Source organism: Psychrobacter sp. Choline-02u-9 (genome assembly GCF_002836505.1).
Lineage (GTDB): Bacteria > Pseudomonadota > Gammaproteobacteria > Pseudomonadales > Moraxellaceae > Psychrobacter.
Genome location: NZ_PJBF01000056.1, coordinates 62830 through 83643 on the forward strand (window position 1 = coordinate 62830; position 20814 = coordinate 83643).

The 20814-nt window shown below is 42.2% G+C and carries 17 protein-coding genes; 14 read left to right on the forward strand and 3 right to left on the reverse strand.

The annotated features are described in order from the left end of the window. Positions 1 to 136: 136 nt before the first annotated feature. The 5 genes from CXF69_RS14575 to CXF69_RS09545 all read left to right on the forward strand — a co-directional run bounded on the left by CXF69_RS14575 (position 137) and on the right by CXF69_RS09545 (position 2713). Positions 137 to 418 (forward strand): TIGR03643 family protein, encoded by a 282-nt coding sequence (locus CXF69_RS14575; RefSeq protein ID WP_404944626.1) that lies wholly within the window; start codon positions 137 to 139, stop codon positions 416 to 418. A gap of 114 nt (positions 419 to 532) precedes the next feature. Next, positions 533 to 1222, forward strand: coding sequence for a ribulose-phosphate 3-epimerase (rpe, locus tag CXF69_RS09530; protein ID WP_101205795.1), 690 nt, complete (start codon positions 533 to 535; stop codon positions 1220 to 1222). A 106-nt stretch (positions 1223 to 1328) separates the two neighbouring features. Beyond that, entirely contained in the window at positions 1329 to 1727 is a 399-nt protein-coding gene (locus CXF69_RS09535) for a hypothetical protein (protein ID WP_101205796.1), read from the forward strand. Between the two features lie 143 nt (positions 1728 to 1870). Continuing rightward, positions 1871 to 2182: a hypothetical protein gene (locus CXF69_RS09540; protein WP_101205797.1), complete on the forward strand. Its 312-nt coding sequence runs from the start codon at positions 1871 to 1873 to the stop codon at positions 2180 to 2182. A gap of 219 nt (positions 2183 to 2401) precedes the next feature. After that, entirely contained in the window at positions 2402 to 2713 is a 312-nt protein-coding gene (locus tag CXF69_RS09545) for a hypothetical protein (RefSeq protein ID WP_101205798.1), read from the forward strand. A gap of 140 nt (positions 2714 to 2853) precedes the next feature. On the opposite strand, the gene rpmG is transcribed toward CXF69_RS09545, so the two are convergent. Then, positions 2854 to 3009, reverse strand: a complete 156-nt coding sequence (gene rpmG / locus CXF69_RS09550; protein ID WP_010201403.1) for a 50S ribosomal protein L33 — start codon at positions 3007 to 3009, stop codon at positions 2854 to 2856. Between the two features lie 128 nt (positions 3010 to 3137). Continuing rightward, complete coding sequence (gene rpmB, locus CXF69_RS09555) at positions 3138 to 3374, reverse strand: 50S ribosomal protein L28 (protein ID WP_057761372.1); 237 nt, start codon at positions 3372 to 3374, stop codon at positions 3138 to 3140. A gap of 484 nt (positions 3375 to 3858) precedes the next feature. On the opposite strand from rpmB, the gene CXF69_RS09560 reads away from it, so the two are divergent. Together CXF69_RS09560 and purU are read left to right on the forward strand one after the other, a co-directional pair. After that, the gene (locus CXF69_RS09560; RefSeq protein ID WP_157822738.1) at positions 3859 to 11715 is read left to right on the forward strand and encodes a carboxypeptidase regulatory-like domain-containing protein; all 7857 of its coding nucleotides are present in this window, start codon (positions 3859 to 3861) and stop codon (positions 11713 to 11715) included. A gap of 203 nt (positions 11716 to 11918) precedes the next feature. Further along, complete coding sequence (gene purU / locus CXF69_RS09565) at positions 11919 to 12848, forward strand: formyltetrahydrofolate deformylase (RefSeq protein WP_101205800.1); 930 nt, start codon at positions 11919 to 11921, stop codon at positions 12846 to 12848. A gap of 85 nt (positions 12849 to 12933) precedes the next feature. On the opposite strand, the gene CXF69_RS09570 is transcribed toward purU, so the two are convergent. Then, positions 12934 to 13698, reverse strand: a complete 765-nt coding sequence (locus CXF69_RS09570; protein WP_101205833.1) for a cytochrome C assembly family protein — start codon at positions 13696 to 13698, stop codon at positions 12934 to 12936. Between the two features lie 452 nt (positions 13699 to 14150). Here CXF69_RS09570 and ffh point away from each other — a divergent pair, with 452 nt between their 5' ends. The 7 genes from ffh (at position 14151) to CXF69_RS09605 (ending at position 20739) form a co-directional block, all read left to right on the forward strand. Then, positions 14151 to 15698, forward strand: coding sequence for a signal recognition particle protein (ffh, locus tag CXF69_RS09575; protein ID WP_101205801.1), 1548 nt, complete (start codon positions 14151 to 14153; stop codon positions 15696 to 15698). A gap of 270 nt (positions 15699 to 15968) precedes the next feature. Then, positions 15969 to 16670: a tRNA (adenosine(37)-N6)-threonylcarbamoyltransferase complex dimerization subunit type 1 TsaB gene (gene tsaB, locus CXF69_RS09580; protein WP_101205802.1), complete on the forward strand. Its 702-nt coding sequence runs from the start codon at positions 15969 to 15971 to the stop codon at positions 16668 to 16670. 211 nt (positions 16671 to 16881) lie between these two features. After that, complete coding sequence (locus CXF69_RS09585; RefSeq protein ID WP_101205803.1) at positions 16882 to 17724, forward strand: undecaprenyl-diphosphate phosphatase; 843 nt, start codon at positions 16882 to 16884, stop codon at positions 17722 to 17724. A gap of 66 nt (positions 17725 to 17790) precedes the next feature. Next, positions 17791 to 18690: a class I SAM-dependent methyltransferase gene (locus CXF69_RS09590; RefSeq protein WP_101205804.1), complete on the forward strand. Its 900-nt coding sequence runs from the start codon at positions 17791 to 17793 to the stop codon at positions 18688 to 18690. A gap of 88 nt (positions 18691 to 18778) precedes the next feature. Continuing rightward, positions 18779 to 19021 (forward strand): hypothetical protein, encoded by a 243-nt coding sequence (locus CXF69_RS09595; RefSeq protein ID WP_101205805.1) that lies wholly within the window; start codon positions 18779 to 18781, stop codon positions 19019 to 19021. A gap of 130 nt (positions 19022 to 19151) precedes the next feature. After that, on the forward strand, positions 19152 to 20069 hold the full coding sequence (gene ubiA / locus CXF69_RS09600) for a 4-hydroxybenzoate octaprenyltransferase (protein ID WP_101205806.1): 918 nt from the start codon (positions 19152 to 19154) through the stop codon (positions 20067 to 20069). Next, the gene (locus CXF69_RS09605) at positions 20062 to 20739 is read left to right on the forward strand and encodes a DUF4112 domain-containing protein (RefSeq protein WP_101205807.1); all 678 of its coding nucleotides are present in this window, start codon (positions 20062 to 20064) and stop codon (positions 20737 to 20739) included. Before ubiA ends, CXF69_RS09605 begins: the two co-directional genes overlap by 8 nt. Positions 20740 to 20814 lie beyond the last annotated feature (75 nt).

Genomic DNA, 20814 nt, shown 5'->3' on the forward strand with positions numbered 1-20814 from the left:
TAATTCAAAGAATAAGTCAGCAGATACGAGCTCTACAAAAGCGACTATGCAGGCTGATATGGATGCTGCTCTACAAAATAAACAACGTAACATTGATTATAGTGACGAAGTATCTCAAGTTAAGTCAGACGAGCTGATTGCAAAAACCGTCAACGACGCTGGCGATAGAGTACTTGATGATGTGCAGATATCTCGTGTGATAGAGATGGCGTGGGAAGATAGAACGCCATTTAGGGCTATAGAGCATAGCTATGGTCTCGATGAGACTGGGGTTATCAAACTCATGCGTCAAGAGTTAAAGCCGTCATCTTTTCGCTTATGGCGTCAGAGAGTGAGCAATCGCGCCACCAAACATGAGGCAAAGCGCTCTTTCGAAGTTGGCCGTGCTTATTGCAAAACTCAATACAAGCAGCGTTAAATAATTAAGTATTTAACATCAGTACATAAAGGGCTTGCAGTATATGTGAGCCGCTTGAAAATTCCTTTTTAATTTATCAATATCTTATATAAACATGAATTAGGTAGCTCAATTATGAACAGTCCTGCTAAACCTTATCTTATTGCACCGTCGATACTCTCAGCTGATTTTGCGCGGTTGGGCGAAGAAGTGGAGAAGGTACTAGAGTCGGGTGCCGATGTGATTCATTTTGATGTAATGGACAATCATTACGTACCCAATTTGACGTTTGGTAGCATGATTTGTAAGGCATTGCGTGACTATGGTGTTGAAGCGCCAATTGATGTACACCTGATGGTTTCACCTGTCGATAGTATGATTGAGCAGTTCTTGGAAGCGGGTGCTAGTATCATTACCTTCCATCCTGAAGCCAGCGCTCACATCGATCGCTCACTTCAACTGATCAAAGATGGCGGTGCAGAGTGTGGCTTGGTATTGAACCCAGCGACCCCGCTACATTATCTTGATTATGTTATGGATAAAGTAGATCAGATTTTATTGATGAGTGTGAACCCGGGCTACGGTGGACAGTCGTTTATCGATAGTACTTTAGATAAAGTCCGTCAGGTTCGTCAGCGTATTATTACCAGTGGTCGAGATATTCGATTGGAAGTTGATGGCGGTATCAAAGCCAGTAATATACGTGCGATTGCTGAAGCAGGCGCTGATATGTTCGTTGCGGGTTCTGCGATTTTTAATCAAGAAGATTATAAAACGGCTATCGATGAGATGCGCGCAGAGTTGTTATTAGCCAACAACAGCTAGCGAGTGTTGTATGGTTAATAAACGCTATTAGCCATGCCATAATAATATTAAAATGTGCTGTATAACTTATGACTCTATATAACGGTCAGTCACGTAAAGGTGAAATATGGACACAAACAACTCTAGCAGTTCAAAAGAACCTTCTGTGCAAGCAAATTCTCATGAAGCGTTGAACCAGCAGGCTAGGCAATCACTTGAAAATGAAACACCGCAGCGCAGTTTAGTACCGAAAGGTATTACCATTGGCTTGGCGATGTTTGCACTGGTACTTAGTTTGGAAGGTTATGGCTTTCGCCTGATGGTGGGTGATGATGTTGAAACAGTGCTACGTCATGCTGCAGTCATTGTGCCTGCATTTATGCTAGGCATTCCGCTGTTCTTTTGGGTAGGCTCTCGCATACTTAATAAAGTTAAAGGCCTGCATATCGAAAGTTGGAATGCGATTAGTTTGGGTTATTTGACCTCTTGTATATCGATGCTATGGCTGATGGGTACTTACAGTTAAGTAGTTTCGCTGTAAATATAAGTCTTTTTCGCGCCTGTATCGTTTATTCGCATCTATATTGTTTATTCACGCCTATACAGTATCGTAATATTTTACATTTTTAATCATTAAGCCATGTTCTACAAGCATGACTGGAATTTTATATGAGAATCGTACCAGCCAGTATTGCTAAAATTATCTATCCTAAAGACTTACCAAATGGCTTATTTACCAGCTTAATTGTCGCTTGTTTATTAATGGGATTGGCGTCACTACGTCACGGAACCGATTTACAAGGTTGGCTAAATGTCATTGAGAACTGGCTACTCATGCTGCTGATATTGCCCACTGCGACGGCCACCGTTGCACTACCATTTAAATACCGTGATCCTAGCCTTGAGCTAAAGCTGGTCTATTACCTTGGGATGTTTGTGGCTTTCTTATTTACATTAGCCAAACTACGTTATTGGCGCTAATTTATATAAACGTTATAGCATTCAAGTTGTATTTATAACGAAGACTTGTGCGGTAGCCCTTGAATTCGAGTGTTAAAGCGTCCATTGTATGAGTAAGACAGATTTACCCGCGTTACTGTAAGACGATAGATTTGCCAGTGAGTTTACTTTTAAGAAATGACTACTTTGCAATGACCAGTTTCTCTACCAGTACTAAACGGGATAATAAGGAACACATTAATGCCATACGATATCGATAATGATATAGAAGTAGATAACGAGAGTAGCGATCAGTTTGCAGGATTTGCCAAAGAAACCACGTTAGAATTGGTGGAAGCAGATGATGGTAGGTTGTTATTGCGTGATGCTGAACAAGACGAAGCGCCGCTGATGACTATTGATTTTTCTGACAAGCTAAAAGAACTACTTGGTAGCGATACTCAAGCCATTGGTCAACATATGATTCATGCTGCGATTCAGGTCATTATGCAAAAGCAAATGAGTAAATGGCATGCGCATGTGTATGATAAAGAACCAACACACTACAGCTAAGCTTTGGTTGTTTTTGAGCGCCAGTCAAAGCGAATGACTGAAGATATAGCTTAGTAACATCAAGCTACAGCCATAAATAAAGGGTTTATCAATTGATAAACCCTTTATTTGTTCAAATAGTACCATTTATAAAATGGAGATTATTTGATTTTAGCTTCTTTAAAGATCACATGCTGGCGTACTTTTGGATCAAACTTTTTGATTTCCATTTTGCCAGGCATAGTGCGCTTGTTTTTAGTAGTGGTGTAGTAATACCCAGTACCAGCTGTTGATACTAATTTAATTTTATCTCTCATGATAGCTTTCCTGTAAATGAGGGGTCTTCAAACGATAGGTACGTGTCTCAAAGAATGAGTTGCCACAATTAATGTAGCAAAACAGCAGCCTAAATGATGAGAGTCATCACCCAGCTGCTATTTTTAACTTAAACTTTTTGACCTTGTGCGCGTAGATCCGCTAACACTTTATCGATACCAAGTTTGTCAATGATGCGCATACCTTTGGTAGACACACGTAGACGTACAAAGCGGTTTTCAGACTCTACCCAAAAACGATGGTTGTGAAGGTTTGGTAGAAAGCGACGACGGGTTTTGTTGTTTGCATGCGAAACATTATTACCCACCATAGGGCGCTTTCCAGTCACTTGGCAAACTCGAGACATGGCGAACTCCTAATCTATGAGGTATGAGTTTTTCTCATACCAGTCTGGGCAAGTTGCACGTTTTTGCGGCATGGACACAGCAAGCGGCAGCTTTGCACCAAACAAAACTATATGAAGGTTGAGCTGGTTTTGCTGCTATCTAAAGGCAAATAACAGGCTGACCAATTCAGAAAATTTTAAAGCCGACATTTATACCATAAAACAGATGAATACTCAAATATTTTTACAATAACTGTCGAATTAAAGGAGGGCTATTATACCCTGAAATGAGCGCTCTATGTTGTTGATTGTTTAATAGTAAAGATTAATTTTTAGTTGTAAGTTATAACAAAAGTTAGTAAAGTTGCTGTTATATATTTAATACAATCTGTTAATACACCAGTATTACTGTAAATCTATGTATCATTACCAATCTCTTTTGATTCTGGATAATGATTTTTTGCTTATTTGCTCAGATAAATTACTGCTCATGCGGAGTCAAAAAATGTCATATAGCTCTCTACCCCTCACTTCTAAGTTGTTTCAGCTTACTTCTTTGACTTGCGCATTAGCATTAGCAGGTTGTGGTGGAGGCGGTGATGGTGACACTGTAGACTCTGTCGCACCTGCACCTGATTTAGGTGTTACTCAACCTGGTACAGGTGGTGGTACTGGCGATAATGGTAATACTGGTGGTGGCGAACAAGTGCCAGAGATTGAGCCAGACTTCTTTATCCAAAAACTGAGCACAGCACCTACTATTATTGAGTTGTCTGATGATCAAGCAGCTTTTAGTGTTACGGTTAAAGCTGTTGAAAAAGTATCTGGTGGAGCTATGGTCGGTAAAGCCGTGACTCTAAAAGTAGTGGACTCTGAAAATAACGGTATCACTATTGAAGGTCAGAGCACCCAAACTACGGACGATGATGGGAATGCGGTATATGCATTAAAGCTCAATCCGCAAGCAGTTGCTGATAAAGATGAGCTGATAGCCAATGGTTTTACTCTAGTGGCGACTGCTAACAAAGCAGATGGCACTGCAGTCGCACCGCAGGAATTAAAGGTTTCTGTCAGTAAAAAAGGCAGTGGTGATGGCACACAAGTTACGGAAAGCAAGCTTGATATTACCTCTTCATTGAAAACAAGCTCAGTCTCTAATAACGCTCTAAACCCTTATGGTGACAGCGCTCAATTGACCGTCATTGCTAAGAACAACAAGGGTGCCCGCGTTCAGGATGTTAAAGTTGGGCTGGGTATTGATAATATAAAAGGCATCTCTATCGTAGGTGGCAGTAGTAAAGTCACAAATGCGGATGGTATTACAACTTTTAACATTAAAATAGATGAAAATCTTTCGAAAGCTGAGCGTGATGCACTGTTGAAAGGTGAAGGTATTGCATATGCAATCAGTATCCAAGAGCAGAATGGCGCCACCAAGCAAGAAACAGATACTTTAACTGTGGCCCTGCCTGTCTCTGATTATGTCTTAGATGTGAAAGGTAGGGACGTAGTGCTTAATGCCTATGGAGATGAGAAGCCGCTAACTATCACAGCAACGGCTAAAAACTCTAAAGTGCCAACCGTTATTAATGGGGCAAAAGGCACAATCAAGCTTAACAATGCAGTTACTGGTGTTAAGCTTAGTACAGAGAGTTTTACATTTGATGCAACAGGAAGTGCAGTTGTTAGTTTAATTGTAGCGCCTACGCTTACTGCAGCTCAGCGCAAAGAAATTGTAGAAAAAGGCGTCAGCTATACGGTGGTTTTATCAGAGCCAAACCGTGCAGTCACGATGGATACATATGGCAACGAAGCGTATATCCCTGAATCTCAGTATCAAATAAAGTTTGCGACGAAAAATAAAAGTAGAATCTCTAGTTTCGGTAGTGAAGCTATTATCAGTTTCCGTGTCAATGATAAAGATGGCGGAGCAATTGCCAATCAAAAAGTCACTGCCAGCTTGCCTCAGGATCTAATTAAAACTGGACTCTTAAACTTAGATAGTGCTGCTACTCAAGTAACTGATGGTAAAGGCATGGTGAATTACAGTGTGAGTGTGCCAGCAAGTTTGACAGCCGCTCAAAGAACAAAGTTAGAGAGTATCGGTGGCTTTGTCTTAACCGCTAAAGTTACTGAAGCTTCAGGAGCTAGTAGTAGTATCAATAGTGAACGTATCAAAGTAACTGCTGAAAGTGAAACGATTCTAAATGTAAAAAACATTCCTAGCGCTGTAAACATCCTAAAAAATCAATTCCAAATTCAAGTTGCAGGTAAGCGCCCGGATGGTAGTGCTGCAGCTGGCAAAGAAGTTAAGTTGGCTATTAGTAATGTCACAGGCGTGAGTATTCAAGGCAGCCAGCAAACGACAGATGCATCAGGCAACGCAGTATTTACCGTCAACTTAAGCCAAGATTTGACAGAAAAGCAACGTCAAGATTTGGTGAAGTCTGGTATTCCTTATACCGTGACTTTGACTGATGAAGATGGCGTGGCTACGAATAAGTATAAGGCACCAGTTATCATTCCAGTGGCTGAATATAAGCTAAACTTTGGCAGCAGTAGTACTGATAAGCTGTTGAGTACAGGCGGTGTAACCACTTTAAGTTTCCGCGTTAATGATAAAAATGGCGGCGTAATAGCCAACCAAACTGTAACAGCAAGCTTACCAAGTAGTTTGACTCAAAAAGGGCTGATAACGCTTGAAAGTGCAGCAAACCAAGCAACTGATGCTCAAGGTAATGTCAGTTATACGGTTCGTATTCCTGCAGGGCTATCTCCTACACAAAGAGCAGAACTTGAAAAAGCAGGTGGGTTCGTCCTAAATGCCCGTTTGGTAGAAGCCTCAGGTGCAAGTATCAATACAAGCAGTAATCGTATTCCTGTGACTGCAGACCCTAGTAGAAGTCAAACCATCCTGAATGCAAAAACCACTCCTAGCATCGTAAACGTTTTAAAAGACCAGTTTACGATTCAAGTATCTGCTAAGCGTCCGAATGGTAGTGCTGCTACAGGTAAGCCTGTGAAGCTTGCAATTAACAATGTCAAAGGCATTAGTATCGAAGGTGGTGAACAAGTCACTAACAGTGCTGGTAATGCTGTGTTCACCGTAAATATAGACCAAGCATTGACTCTAGAACAACGTAAGGCATTTGAAAAAACAGGTATTGCCTATACTGTTGCATTGACTGATGAAGATGGGGTTGCCACTGAAAATTATAGTATTAAAGCATCTGTGCCTAGTGCTGCATACAAAATCAATTTTGGTAGCAGCAGCAATGCAGAGCTCTCAAGCTCAGGTGGCAGTACTGTCATTAGTTTCCGAGTTAATGATAAAGACGGTGGCGTTATAGCCAATCAGAAAGTCTCGGTAAGCCTGCCAAAAGCTTTAGTGGATGCAGGATTGTTGACCTTAGATACTGCTGCTAATCAGACAACAAATGATAAAGGTATCGTGAACTATACCGTTCGTATTCCGACTGGGCTATCACCTACACAGAAATCAGCATTAGAAAAAGCCAGTGGATTTATCTTGAGTGCTAAGCTGACTGAGGCATCAGGAGCTACTACTAGTGCTAATAGTACGCCTATTAACGTCAGTAATAAAATACAGAAAAGCTTAACGGTCTTAACATCAGAGACCAATCCTAAAGTCGTTAATATTTTAAAAGACCAGTTCACGATTCAAGTATCAGGTAAACGCAAAGATGGTAGTGCAGCAGCTGATAAAGTCGTCAAGCTAAAGCTTACTCAGATGACGGGTATTACTGTTAAAGACGATGAGAAAAAGACTGATTCATCAGGTAATGTGACATTTATCGTAGATATAAGCCCAGATTTAACCCAAGCCCAACGTGAAGCACTAGTAAAGTCAGGCGTTACTTATACTGCAACCTTAACTGACAATGATGGTGTCACTGCCAGTAGTTATAATGCCTCTGTGGTTATCCCTGCTGCACAGTATCAAATTAATTTTGGTAGCAGTGATAAAGTTCAATTATCAAGTTCAGGTGGTAGTGCAGTCATTAGCTTCCGTGTGAATGATAAAAATGGCGGGGTTATTGCTAACCAAAGCGTCACAGCAATGCTACCGAAAGCTCTAATTGATTCTGGCTTACTGACTCTAGATAGTACTGCGACCCAAACGACCAATGCTCAAGGCGTAGTCAGTTATAAAGTTAGTGTTCCTGCAGGTTTGGCTAAATCACAGAAAGATAAGCTAGAGGCACAAAAGGGTTTTGTGTTAACTGCCAAAGCTGTTGAAGCCTCAGGTGCAAGTAGTAGTATCAGTAGTTCAGCTATAAAAATCAGTTCAGAGTTAGCCAAAAGTGATATTAAACTTACTTCGATTAGCTCTCCTAAAGTGGTGACTGTCACAGACAAGCAGTTTACTATTCAAGTATCTGCTAAACGTCCTAATGGTAATGTTGCAGTAGGGCAAAAAGTTAAGCTTGAGATCAGTGATGTCGCAGGCGTCAGTATCCAAGGAAATGAGCAAACAACCAATGAAGCTGGCAATGCAGTATTTACTGTTAACCTTAGTCAAGATTTAACACCAGTACAACGTACAGCACTAATTACATCAGGTATTAAATACAATGTTACTTTAACGGATGATGATGGCACAGTCGCTAAAATTACAGATGCAGTTGTCAAAGTGGTACAGCCAGCAACGAGTTTAGAGTTTGCTTCTATCATCACACCTTCTATTAGCGAGCTTGGTGGTCAAGGTACTATCAGTATTAAGCTATTGACCAAAGAAAACCAAACACCAGTTAAAGGGCAAGAAGTCACTATCCAGTTAGGTCAAGCAGCGATTGCTTCTCGAGTTACAGTCAATCAAACGACGGCGACTACCGATTTTAGTGGTGAGACAACGTTTATAGTTACTATCCCAGAAGGACTCACAGCAGAAGAGCGTAATGAGCTTAAGCGTACAGGTATTAATTATCAGCTGTCGTATGTCGAAAAAGGCGAAACTTATACCTCTGCTATAACAAAAGTAGATATTCTAACTCCAACTGTTGATTTGACAGTACTAAATCCGCCGAACCTTATTAATAACCGTCCTTTTTATACATTGAACGGCGAAGGTGATACGGTGACTGTTAATGCGGCATTAAGTACTCGAAACACTAACCTTAGTATCAGCGATCAGCCTATTAAATTAGATTTTGCTAACAAAGAACTAGCAGCATTATTAATTGTAAATGGTAAGTCAGGATCATTTGCCAATATTGTTCCTACGGACCCTAACGGGGCGGCAAGCTTTACAGTTACTGTGCCAAGCTTAACAGCAGAGCAACAAGCGGCACTCTTAGATCAAAAGCTAACAGCTATCTTGACTGAGACGTTGACAGGTAAAAAACAAGAGATTCAGTTTAATATACAGTCAACCAAAGCGGCTATTGATTTGATAGCTATCACACCAAAAGCACTAAATCTAAACGGTGGTGAGACTCAAGTTGAGGTAATAACCAAAGACAGCAAAGACAATGTCATTGCAAATAAACAAGTTTACTTGGCGCTCCCTGCTTCGGTTGCGGCTCAAGGGGTTAGCTTAGTCACTAGTGGCACGCAAACTACAAATGATTCAGGAAAAGCTAGCTTTACGCTTGCTGTGCCAGCTGGTCTTACCGATGCGCAAAAAACAGCCATTGGTAGTAGCTTTGCAGTTGTATTCTCAGCAACCGATGAGAATAACAATATTGCCACGAAAACCAGTACTGTTAAGACAGCTACTCCTGATCTAAACGGTACACAAGAAAGTATAACAATCGGTGCAAATAAAGTCGTTAATACGAAGGGCGATACATTTAAAGTATTTGTGCGTGTAGAGAATAAAAAAGGCAGTATTGCTAATCGTGAAGTGCATTTGAATGTTGATAATCCTATCAAAACTGGCGTGACGGTTAGTAGTAATACCGCTATGACCAATGGTGATGGTTTAGCAACCTTTGACCTAACACTTACAGACGGTGCTAACGTCAACCAAGCTATCTTAGAACCAGGTATCAAGCTGACAGCTACGACGACGACTGCAGAAGGTGTAGAGCTACCACAGACCTATATCGTTGCAGTAGATACTGCTACGATTGATAGTTATCAGCTCATAGCCTCCTCTGATAAGTCTACGTTGAATACTGGTGGTGATCAGACCAATGCTACCTTCCGTGTGACTGACAGCAAAGGCGGTATCTTGGCAGGAGTACCTGTACAGCTAAGTATTGAAAACTTAGAGGCCAGTGGTGCGGCATTAACCACACCAAGTATGGTAACCACTGATGCTAATGGTCAGATCGATGTCGGCGTCATCTTAGCAGCCAACTCTATCAATTCGCGTCTAAATCATAGCGTAGTGATTAATGCTAAAATCGTTACACCACAATACGATGCAGATGGCAAAGTCAGCATGCAAGTGCGTGAAGAGAAGTCATTAAGCTTATCAGCTATCGGTACAGAGATTACTATTGCAGCTACAGAAGCCAATCTAAAAGATGGTGCTTCTACTACTATCACCACCACACTGGTGGATGGTTCAGGTCGTGCTATTGCCAATGCTGGTATGGAGTTAGTCGATGCAAACGGTGATATTATCCACTCTAGTGCAACTGCTGTTAGCAATGCAGATGGTCAAGCAGTATTTAATATTAACGAAGCTGATTTGACCTTCGATAACAATGGTAACTTACGTGTATTTGCTCGTGCTTTGGGTGAAAACAGCATCAATACTCAACGCAGTCTAAATAGTATTGAGCTGATTAAGGTTTCGCAGGCAGGTATTAGCTTTATTGATATCGAAGACGTTTATGATGTCAATAAAGCACAGACCATAAATATTCAGATACGTCGTGATACAGCTGCTCAAGCAGCAGAATTAATCGGTAAGCAAGTTGAAGTACAAACGACTATTGGTACGTTTACTGATAGCAACGATGTCATCGTCACAAAACCCATTACCGCTGCTAATATAAACGGCAATATCGTTACGATACCTGTTACCTTAACATCAGAGCTGGCTGGTATTACTGCACTACAAGCAACGGTATTAGGTGAAACACTACCAAACGGTGAGCCGCGCTATCGTGCGACAGTAGATGCACGTTTCCGTGCTACGACACCTGCTAAAATGCTGTTCCAAGCGGTGAAGTCTGTTATCACTCCTGGTGGTAGTACTGAAATTGTCGCTACGGTAAAAGACAAAAACGATGTACCAGTTGAAGGTCAAACAGTGGTCTTTGGCCGTGCATCGGACTCGTCAGCAGGGCGATTGTCTGCGGCAACGGCTATCACTGATAGTAAAGGTGAGGCGCGTGTGGTCTATAAAGCCAATGCCAGCTCTCCTATCGGTGGTGTGGTTATCAATGCACGCCTGCTCAATGATCCATCCAGTATTGGCACCAAAACTACTAATATCACCGTATCTGAGGAAGCGGTATATACCACTTTAGCATTTGCCAATAAGTTATCTTCTGATGATATTTACTATACTGTTCGTGGTTCAATTTCTGTCATGGATGGTTCAGGTCGCGCTGTCCCGAATCAAGAAGTTTCAATTAAGTCTTATGCTACACAATACGCTCAAGGCAGAGTCTGTTTACTAGACAGCACCGTGACTCACCAAGCGGCTGATATTGAAGAAGTAAACGATAAGGGGGAGGTGACTACAACAACACCTAAGCCACAAGTATTCTCTGAAAAATCGCCTATTTTCTTACAGTCTCGCTGGATTACTACAGAAGATGTAAACTATAACTACACTTTGGATAAAGAACCCGGCTTTACTTTAGTCAAACCTGAAGATGTCAATAATAATGGTACTTTAGAAGCTATCAATCCAGTTGCGATTATTGGCGGTAAAGTATCAGATGATGGCTATACTTTCGTCACCGATGAAGAAGGTCGCGCTGATTTTGAGATTCGCTATCCAATACGTTACTCACATTGGGTTAAAGTGCAGTTTGATGCCTCTACCTTTGTGAACGGTAGTGAAAACACACAAACTATTAATTATCAATTACCTATTCAAGCTGGAAGCGTGTCAGTAAGTAATTCGAGCTTAGTTAGCCCTTGGCAAGGTAATAGCATTGCGCATGCTAGCCCATTTGGCACAGGTGGAGCTGCTTGTATCAATAGTATGAGCGTTAAAATTGACGAAAATGTACCAAGTACTTCTGTACAACTATTATCCTCACCTTCAGAAAGTGCAACAAAATATACTGTTTCCATTGATGGTGAAAATAAGGTAGATTCAGGCACAAATCATCCATTTTACTCTGTTAACTTCAACCAAGCGTTGCTAGGTTCTATTGTTACAGTGAGTAATAGTAATGCCAAGTTCTCTAGGGTTCTTAAAGTTGAATGATGACTCATAACTCTTATGTATAAGATTAGCATTTTATAAACCCCCAAACCTCGTGTTGGGGGTTTTTGCATTTGTAATCTCAATAATTAAATACAAGCAACTCAATCAGCAAAGTTTTGCAAAAGCGATTAGAATAGTCAGTTTCCTATGCTGCTAACCATATTCAAAGTAAGCGGCACGTTTCATTTTTAATTGGGCGTACTATGTCAGACAATACCACGACTGCTACAGCAAGCATAAAGTCGAGCAAAACTTCTCAAAATGTACTATCTACCGATGTTATTGATACCGCGACGCTACTGATTAAGTGTCGTGATCAAGCGGGTATCGTACAGGCCGTATCTGAGTTTATACACCGTTATGGCGGTAATATTATTACGCTTGATCAGTATTCAACGGCTCATGAAGGTGGGCAGTACTTTATGCGTTTGGAGTTTGCGTTAGCAGGCTTGAGCGAGATTATGGATAACTTTGAAGCCAGCTTTGGTCATACGGTGGCCAAGCGTCACAATATGGCGTGGCGCTTGCATAACAATGCGATTAAAACCAAGGTTGGCATTTTAGTGTCAAAGTTCGACCATGCGCTATTAGATTTACTGTGGCGTCATCAGCGCGGATTACTCGATTGCGAGATTACATCTGTTGTCAGTAATCATGAGGATTTGCGCCAAGCGGTAGAGAACTTTGGCATACCTTTTCACTATGTACCAGTGACCAAGGATAATAAGGCAGAAGCGGAAGAGCAGATTCATACCTTGATGGCAGGCAATGATTTGTTGGTATTGGCGCGTTATATGCAGATATTATCGTCTGATTTTGTCAAACGTTGGCCGATGCAAGTTATCAATATTCATCATTCATTCTTACCTGCGTTTGTGGGCGCAGATCCTTATCGTCAGGCTTATGATAAAGGCGTTAAGCTTATCGGTGCAACTGCGCACTATGTCACAGCTGAGCTTGACCAAGGGCCTATTATTGAGCAAGATGTACACCGTGTGACGCATCGCCAAGGGGTGACAGAGTTGCGTGCTATCGGCCGTGATATCGAACGCAACGTATTAGCACGTGCTGTAAACTGGCATGTACAAAACCGTGTGATTGTGGCGGGTAATAAGACAGTGGTATTTAACTAAGAAAAATGAGTAGTGAGTCGGCTAGAAATATAAAAAAGGCGGTCAGTAACTAGTGTTGCTGACCGCCTTTTTCTGAATATATATTTTATAGGAGCATTTCTAAGACGAACTTGCTACCAACAAAGCCAATGGCTAATAGAATAAAGGCATAAATAGTGATATTGGCCGCACGTTTGCCTCGCCAGCCTGCACGCCAATTACCGAATAGTAGTACACCAAATAATAACCACGACAGCAGACTAAAAACAGTCTTATGCACGATATGTTGCGCCATCAAGTCTTGTACATAGATAAACCCAATCCCCAGTGCGATACTGAGCAATACAAAGCCCACCAACAGCATATCGAATAATAAACTCTCCATACTTTGCAGGGAGGGTAGCTTATTGACCCAAAAGCGGTGAATGGTATGATGCTTGAGCTCACGTATTTGTAGACGTAGAAATAGCGCTTGTACCGCCGCCATCAACAGCACACAATAGGCAGCTAATGATAATATGATATGAATTTCAAGCCCAATACTGACATCAGTTAGTGGTTGATAAGGGGCACGGCCGACATAGCCGATAGTCATACCTATTAGCGCAGTGGGTGCAGCTAAAATACCAAGGCTAAGAATAGGGCGATATAAACAGAACAATAGATAAAAGAATAAGAAAAATAAACTGGTCAGACTGATGATATTAAATAAGTTGAAATTCAAACCATACAGCGTCACAACATATGGATATAGCAGTGCCGCATGTGCAGCCATACCGATGAGCAATAAGCCCAAACTGAGGCTTTTGTGAATAGGTTTGTCCTGAGCCAGCGCCCAACCAATATGGATGCTGACTAAGATATAAGCCATGCTAGCAAGTAAGAATGCAAAGTGCACAGATAAAAAGCCTCATCTTATACTGAGCATAAACTGCCGCTCAATGTGTCGCTAAAGTGGTATTATCAGAATGATTAGAATAATCGTCCAATTTATCATAAAATGGGTGCCAATTGAGCACCATCTTGCTTATAACTTATAAATGATCGGTAGTGCTGCATAGCGCCAAACATAAAATATGTTATCTATAAAAAGTTAACTACAATTATAAGCGCTGTGTCCTTTGCGAAACGACTATAAGTTTTGAGCCGTGTTAATGCTATAGTATTGATAATATAATTCTTTTATCATGTCCCTTGTCATGCAATATCCTAATATCTTATAGCGTATCCTAATATTATTTATGAACCATTTTAATGGTTTGATTTAGAGTTATTTTAATTGCGTATTATTTAATTGAAAACCATTTTAATTGAGAGTTATTTATGTTTGATACCTTAACAGAACGCTTATCGTCGAGCCTACGTAACATCGTCGGTACTGGGCAGTTGACCGAAGACAATATCAAAGACACGCTACGTGAAGTGCGTATGGCGTTGTTAGAAGCTGATGTGGCGTTGCCTGTCACTCGTGATTTTGTAAAACGCGTCAAAGAACAAGCGCTTGGTGCTGAAGTGCTAAAAGAGCTAGCGCCAGGTCAAGCCTTTGTCAAAATCGTACACGACGAGCTGACCGAAATGATGGGCAGTGCCAATCAGCAGTTAGAGATGACAGGTAAGCCGCCCGTTGTCTATTTGCTAGCAGGTTTGCAAGGTGCGGGTAAAACGACTACAGCTGGTAAGTTGGCCAAATATCTACAAGAGCGTCAAAAGAAAAAAGTGATGCTGGTATCGGCTGACGTTTATCGTCCAGCGGCTATCAAACAGCTTGAGCAAGTAGCCGGTCAGGTGAATGCTAAGTTTGTGAACTCAAGCACAGATGAGAATCCAATTGATATCGCAAAGCGTGCGATTGAAGAAGCCAAAATCCAGTATCAAGATATCCTGATTATTGATACTGCTGGTCGTCTACATATCGACGATACCATGATGGATGAGATTAAGGCGCTAACTGCTGCGGTTAACCCATCTGAGACGCTATTTGTCGTCGATGCAATGACGGGTCAAGATGCCGCCAATACCGCAAAAGCTTTTAATGATGCGTTGCCGTTGACGGGTGTTATCTTAACTAAGACTGACGGTGATGCTCGCGGCGGTGCGGCGCTTTCTGTACGCGCTATCACCGGTAAGCCAATTAAATTCTTGGGCCGCGGTGAAAAACTAGACGAGCTAGAGCTGTTCCACCCTGAGCGTATCGCGCAGCGTATCCTTGGTATGGGTGACGTACTGAGTCTGGTCGAAGAAGTTGAGCAAAAGATTGACCGTGATAAAGCCGAAAAAATGGCGAAAAAGATGCAAAAGGGCGGTGACTTCGACCTTGAGGATCTATTGACTCAGTTCCAGCAGATGAAGAGCATGGGCGGTATGGCAGGCTTCTTGGATAAGATGCCTGGTATGGGCGGCTCAGACATGCAAAAAGCCGTCGAAGATGCCAAACCAGAAGAAAAAGTACGCGAAATGGAAGCATTGATCAATTCAATGACGCCATTTGAGCGTAAAAACCCTGATAAGATTAACCCAAGTCGTAAGCGCCGTATCGCTGCAGGTTCAGGACGTGAGATTCAAGACGTTAATCGTTTGCTTAAGCAGCACAAGCAAATGGCAAAAATGATGAAAATGATCTCAAAGCCTGAAGGCATCAGTAAAATGATGAAGTCTATGCAAGGCCTTATGGGTGGCGGTAGTGCTGGCGGCGGTGGCGGTCCATTATTTGGCGGTGGCGGTCAGCAAGGTGGCGCTAAGGACGTGAATCCAGAACAAATGGCCAAGCAAATGGGACTGGATCCAAACAATATGCCAAGCACTGAAGAGATGCAAAAGCAAATGCAAGAAATGCAAAACCAAGCACCAAAGAAGTTCAAAACCCGCTTTTAGATAACGGTTAGTTATTTTTAAAATGTTTGATCAAAGCCCCGAAGCCAATGAAGCTTTGGGGCTTTTTATCGTTAGCAGTTGCAGATAAACACTGATGGATAAAGTGTGAAAAATATAGAAATTAATAAAATTCGTGTACCCTAAATGCTATGATAGGCGCTGCTTCATTCTGTCAGTATTCTGATAGCGCATGAATGATAGATCGTTATTAAAAATTATTAAAAGCTGACAAATCAATTTAGAACGCCAAAAGTAAAAGCCGAGGTTGTGATGTTTTTAGCAATGGATACCGTGTTCGATCAGTGTTCGATCGCGATTTTAGATTCGAGCGGACAGGTATTGTCGAGCCATACCGAAACAGGAAAGCGTCAGCAGACTCAACAGATTTTACCCATGATTGATGCTGCATTGTCTGAGGCGCAGTTACGTCTTGCTGATATACAGGCTTTAATATTCAATCGCGGGCCGGGTGCGTTTAGTGGTATCCGCATCAATACCGCAGTGGTGCAAGCGTTGTCTGTCGCGCATGATTTGCCTTGTGTTGGCGTCTCAAGCCTGCAAGCAATCGCACAATGCGCGTATCAGAAGTATGGGCTGACACATCTATACAGCGCCCTTGATGCTCGTATGCAGCAAGTCTATTTCGGACAGTATGAGTTGGTAACTGATGACCAATTAGGTCATAGCATTATGCAGCCAGTCTTGGCTAATGGTGGCGATAGCACTGAGCAGCTATTGGATTATGATCGCCAAACCGCACTTAGCCTACCTATCGTGGGTAATGGCGCGCCGCTATTGGCAAGACATGATCAGCAAGACTGCCATGAAGATGTTTGGCCAGATGCTGTTGTCATTGGGCAGCTTGGTATTGCTCAGTTTGCAAACGATGGTGGTACAGAAGCGTCACAAGCATTACCAAAATATCTACGTAATCAAGCTTGGAAAACACTTAAAGAGCAAGGTAAAGCATAGCTTTATAAATATGTTTTTTGCAGCGTCAATTGCTGTCACTGGTTATGATAAATACTTTAACCATAACCAGTTTAACTCAATTGATAGCAGCTAGCTTTTTAGTGTTTAGCAAGCGCATACCAATATAAAATCAACGTTAATATAGGACAGCCAATCGGTCTGTTTTTAGGCCAGTTTGCTTTTAGGCCAGTCTGTTTCTAGGAAAGTCACTGTGGATATAGTTTTATTTGTTCAAGCTGTCATCATGGGTATCGTTGAAGGTATCACTGAATTTTTACCCATCTCTAGTACAGGATATTTGATCTTATCAGCAGATGTGATGGATTTCTGGACTAAAGAAAAAGTTGATTTATTTGTCGTGGTGGTACAGCTTGGCGCTATTTTGGCAGTGATTTATGACTATTGGGGTAGATTGTGGCAAGCGCTGATGGGCTTGCTGACTGGCAAAGCAGAGGGCATGACCAATCCTAGACAGCTGGGACTGAGTCTGATTGTCTCTACTATCCCTGTGATGATTGTTGGCTTTACCTTTGCCGATGAAATCAAAGCTTATTTGTTTAATCCTATTGTCGTTGCCATTATGCTCATCATCGGTGGTCTACTGATATTTTACGTGGAAAAGCGTCCTAAAACGGTCATTGCAAAAGAAGCGGAAGATGTCAGTATAAAAACTGCGTTAATGATTGGGCTATTCCAATGTTTAGCTCTAATACCAGGGACATCACGCTCAGGTGCCACGATTATTGGTGCGCTGTGGTTAGGTGTCTCACGTAAGGCTTCTGCTGAGTTTTCTTTCTTTTTGGGTATTCCGGTTATTGTAGGGGCAGCACTGTTGGATTTAGTCAAACATGGTGACGTACTGACCAACAGTGAAGACTGGCTGGTGCTAGGTATTGGAACCATCGTATCATTTGTGGTGGCGCTACTTTGTATCCGCTTACTTGTGGCATGGGTAAGTCGCCGTGACTTTACTATTTTTGCTTGGTTACGCATTATCACGGGTGTTATCGTGTTGGTCGCCGCTTGGGGCTTTGGTTATCAAATGGCTGGCTAGATTTGCGTTATGATTTAACACGCCAGTAATTTATAGTGAAAATAAGCAGCAAATAGGATGATGGTTATGACCGATGTGCCCCAAACGTATGACGAGACAGGTGCTGTTGTACATTGTCAGCTATTCTACGTCAATGACAGCCAGCAAGCACAGGTTGAGAGCCTACAGTCATTGATAGCTGAGCATACATTACCAATTATCTTAGATATTAAAGTTGCTACAGAGAAATTAACTCAAAAGCGCCGTCAGCAGTTGAGCCAAGCATCTACTCAGCTTATTTTATTATTAGATGATAAAGACAAGCTATCATGGCTAAGTGATGGGCTTAGTGTGGCACCTGAATGGGACAAGTTGCAGCGCCGTATAGTGAGTGCTGGTCGTAAGTCTGAGCTGCTATTACAAGCGTCCAAAATCACATCAGATAGTCACGTTATTGATGCAACCGCTGGCTTTGGGCATGATAGTTTGATATTGGCCAGTACTGGCGCCCAAGTCACTATGCTTGAGCAGCAGCCTTTGATAGCATTGCTGTTACTTGTAGAGCAGCAACGTATGAGTGCGCTACCCAATTGGCAAAAGCTCATGAGCCGTCTACAGATTATTAACACTGATGCGCTCAGTTATTTTGCGAATCTAGAGGCTGGTACCGTAGCCGATAATGCTACCACAATCGATATCGTCTATTTGGATCCGATGTTTCCAGAAGATAGTTATCAAGATAGTAAGACAGGTAAAGGGGCAAAAGTTGGTAAGCATATGCAAGCACTGCATCAATTAGCTCGTCCACCAACGTTAGATGAAGAGCGACAGCTACTAAGTAGTGCACAGGCCGTTGTCAAACAAAGTACGCAAGGCCAAGGTCGCGTGGTCGTAAAGCGTCCACAGTTTGCACCGCTGCTTGCTGATGAGCCAGCTAGCGAAAGCTGGCATAATGAAGCCGTACGCTTTGATGGATATTTTGTCTGATAGCTGCTGTTGATAATGAATGTACGAGTGTAAATGTACGCAATTAATCAGCGTATATGTTCAAAGTTAATGGATTTAGGAGCAAGGAATGTCAGCGTTAATCATTTGGGTTATGGGTGCAGTTTTACTGTTGATTAATATCATGCTGCGTACTCGCATTCTTCGGCTTGAGGCACGGTTAAAAGAGCTAAGCAATCCACAAGAGCAACTGGCATTTTTGCGTCAACAAGCGAAACAGAAAGACAAAGTCCCAGCGTTAAAAGCTTTGCGCAAGCAATATTCTGAGCTATCACTGATCGAAGCGAATAAATTGTGGCAACAAGTTCAGTAACCAGTCCATTAAGCTTAGTAATTAGTCTAATAAAACTCAGTAACTAGACCCTTCAAAAGTTAAGTTAGTTGTTCTGAGCTAAATATATAAGCGCACATAAAAAGTATCCAGTTAATGATAATAAAAAACCATGACATTTAAAGACAAGCTACAAGCCTACATCCAGCTAACCCGTTTTGATAAGCCAGTCGGCATTGAGCTGCTCTTATGGCCAACGCTTTGGGGCGTACTACTTGCTGCAATGGGTCAAGCGCAGCAGCAAGGAATGACGGCAGCGTTGCCAAGTATCAAGGTGTTCGCGATATTTGCCCTTGGTGCAATATTTATGCGAGCGGCTGGTTGTGCTATCAATGATTTTGCCGATCGCAAAGTAGATGGTCATGTGACTCGCACTAAATGTCGCCCGTTAGCAGATGGACGCTTATCTGGCAAAGAAGCTGTTGCTGCATTTTTAGTACTGGTGCTGTTAAGTGCCAGTCTGCTATTTTTCTTACCTATAGCTGTATTCTACTGGTCGCTTGGTGCCGTTGTATTGGCGTTTATTTATCCATTTATGAAACGCTATACGCATCTGCCGCAAGTATTTTTAGCAGCTGCTTTTGGGTGGGCGATACCGATGTCTTATGTGGCGGTGCAGGGCACTCCTGATATTTGGTGTTGGCTGCTATTCTTAGCTTATATGTGCTGGACAGTGGCCTATGATACCCAGTACGCCATGGCTGACCGTGAAGATGATTTAAAGATTGGCGTGAAATCAACGGCGATACTATTCGGTCGTTATGATGTGATTATCATCTCAATATTACAGATGCTATTTTTGCTAATGATGGGCGTAGTTATGTGGCATTACTTTGCCCCGACCACATTAGGCGTAACGCCAGTATTTGGGTTGGCGCTTGTTGCGATGATGTTTGCCAAACAAAATAGCGCTTGTGCCAGTCGCAATCCTTTGGCTTGCTTTCAGGCGTTCTTGGCCAATATCTGGGTAGGGCGCTATGTCTTTGCGCTCATCGCAGTTACTTGCATATGGACGACGCTAAATGGATAAGTTCGATAAATTTCCGAAATTCAAATCAAAGAAACCGCCTGATACGAATGCGTCAGTTACGGACTATCAAGCAAAACTTGCCGAACATGGGCTGACTCGCGAGCAAGTTATCGCAACTGAGCGTAAACTGGCAAAATTTGCTAACACCATGGATTCACTAGTACGAGTGCCTTTTACCAAGCAAGGAATGGGTGCGGATGCGGCGCTTTCGACCATCCCACTAGCAGGAGATTTGGCAGGATTGGCATTAACCAGTTATGCATTTATATTAGGACGTCAGTTGGGTGTGCCCGCTCATAAAATGACGCCAGCGGTTAGATTGGCACTTATTGATATGGTCGTTGGTATCGTACCTGGGATTGGTACGCTATTAGATATTTTCATTCGTCCTAGCCGTAAGACACTGGGTATCGTGCACGAGCATCTACACCATGAATATGGTATTACCGAAACCATGCATATGGATCGACCGTTTTTGCACCAGTCATTAGAAGACAAACAACAGCAAAGCCGTTTTGGGTTTTTTTGGCGCAATCCAATCGTTGCTTGGCTGTATTTGCATATCCCTGATTTTCTTGGACTGCTAGTCATTGTGTTTGTCGGTTGGGGGCTGTGGACAGTGATAAGCTGGTTGATCGGGATGTTTGGGCAATCGACTGGGTTTGGGTAAATACAATCACTCATTATACAGCTCAGTAAAGACAAGTCAGTACAGAGCAATACACAGAAACGAAAAAGGCGGCAA

What these genes read in the sequence shown, in the direction of transcription:
- rpe (WP_101205795.1), top strand. Translation starts at nt 533, where the DNA reads ATGAACAGTCCTGCTAAACCTTATCTTATTGCACCGTCGATACTCTCA.
- CXF69_RS09535 (WP_101205796.1), top strand. Translation starts at nt 1,329, where the DNA reads ATGGACACAAACAACTCTAGCAGTTCAAAAGAACCTTCTGTGCAAGCA.
- CXF69_RS09540 (WP_101205797.1), top strand. Translation starts at nt 1,871, where the DNA reads ATGAGAATCGTACCAGCCAGTATTGCTAAAATTATCTATCCTAAAGAC.
- CXF69_RS09545 (WP_101205798.1), top strand. Translation starts at nt 2,402, where the DNA reads ATGCCATACGATATCGATAATGATATAGAAGTAGATAACGAGAGTAGC.
- rpmG (WP_010201403.1), bottom strand. Translation starts at nt 3,009, where the DNA reads ATGAGAGATAAAATTAAATTAGTATCAACAGCTGGTACTGGGTATTAC.
- rpmB (WP_057761372.1), bottom strand. Translation starts at nt 3,374, where the DNA reads ATGTCTCGAGTTTGCCAAGTGACTGGAAAGCGCCCTATGGTGGGTAAT.
- CXF69_RS09560 (WP_157822738.1), top strand. Translation starts at nt 3,859, where the DNA reads ATGTCATATAGCTCTCTACCCCTCACTTCTAAGTTGTTTCAGCTTACT.
- purU (WP_101205800.1), top strand. Translation starts at nt 11,919, where the DNA reads ATGTCAGACAATACCACGACTGCTACAGCAAGCATAAAGTCGAGCAAA.
- CXF69_RS09570 (WP_101205833.1), bottom strand. Translation starts at nt 13,698, where the DNA reads ATGGCTTATATCTTAGTCAGCATCCATATTGGTTGGGCGCTGGCTCAG.
- ffh (WP_101205801.1), top strand. Translation starts at nt 14,151, where the DNA reads ATGTTTGATACCTTAACAGAACGCTTATCGTCGAGCCTACGTAACATC.
- tsaB (WP_101205802.1), top strand. Translation starts at nt 15,969, where the DNA reads ATGTTTTTAGCAATGGATACCGTGTTCGATCAGTGTTCGATCGCGATT.
- CXF69_RS09590 (WP_101205804.1), top strand. Translation starts at nt 17,791, where the DNA reads ATGACCGATGTGCCCCAAACGTATGACGAGACAGGTGCTGTTGTACAT.
- CXF69_RS09595 (WP_101205805.1), top strand. Translation starts at nt 18,779, where the DNA reads ATGTCAGCGTTAATCATTTGGGTTATGGGTGCAGTTTTACTGTTGATT.
- ubiA (WP_101205806.1), top strand. Translation starts at nt 19,152, where the DNA reads ATGACATTTAAAGACAAGCTACAAGCCTACATCCAGCTAACCCGTTTT.
- CXF69_RS09605 (WP_101205807.1), top strand. Translation starts at nt 20,062, where the DNA reads ATGGATAAGTTCGATAAATTTCCGAAATTCAAATCAAAGAAACCGCCT.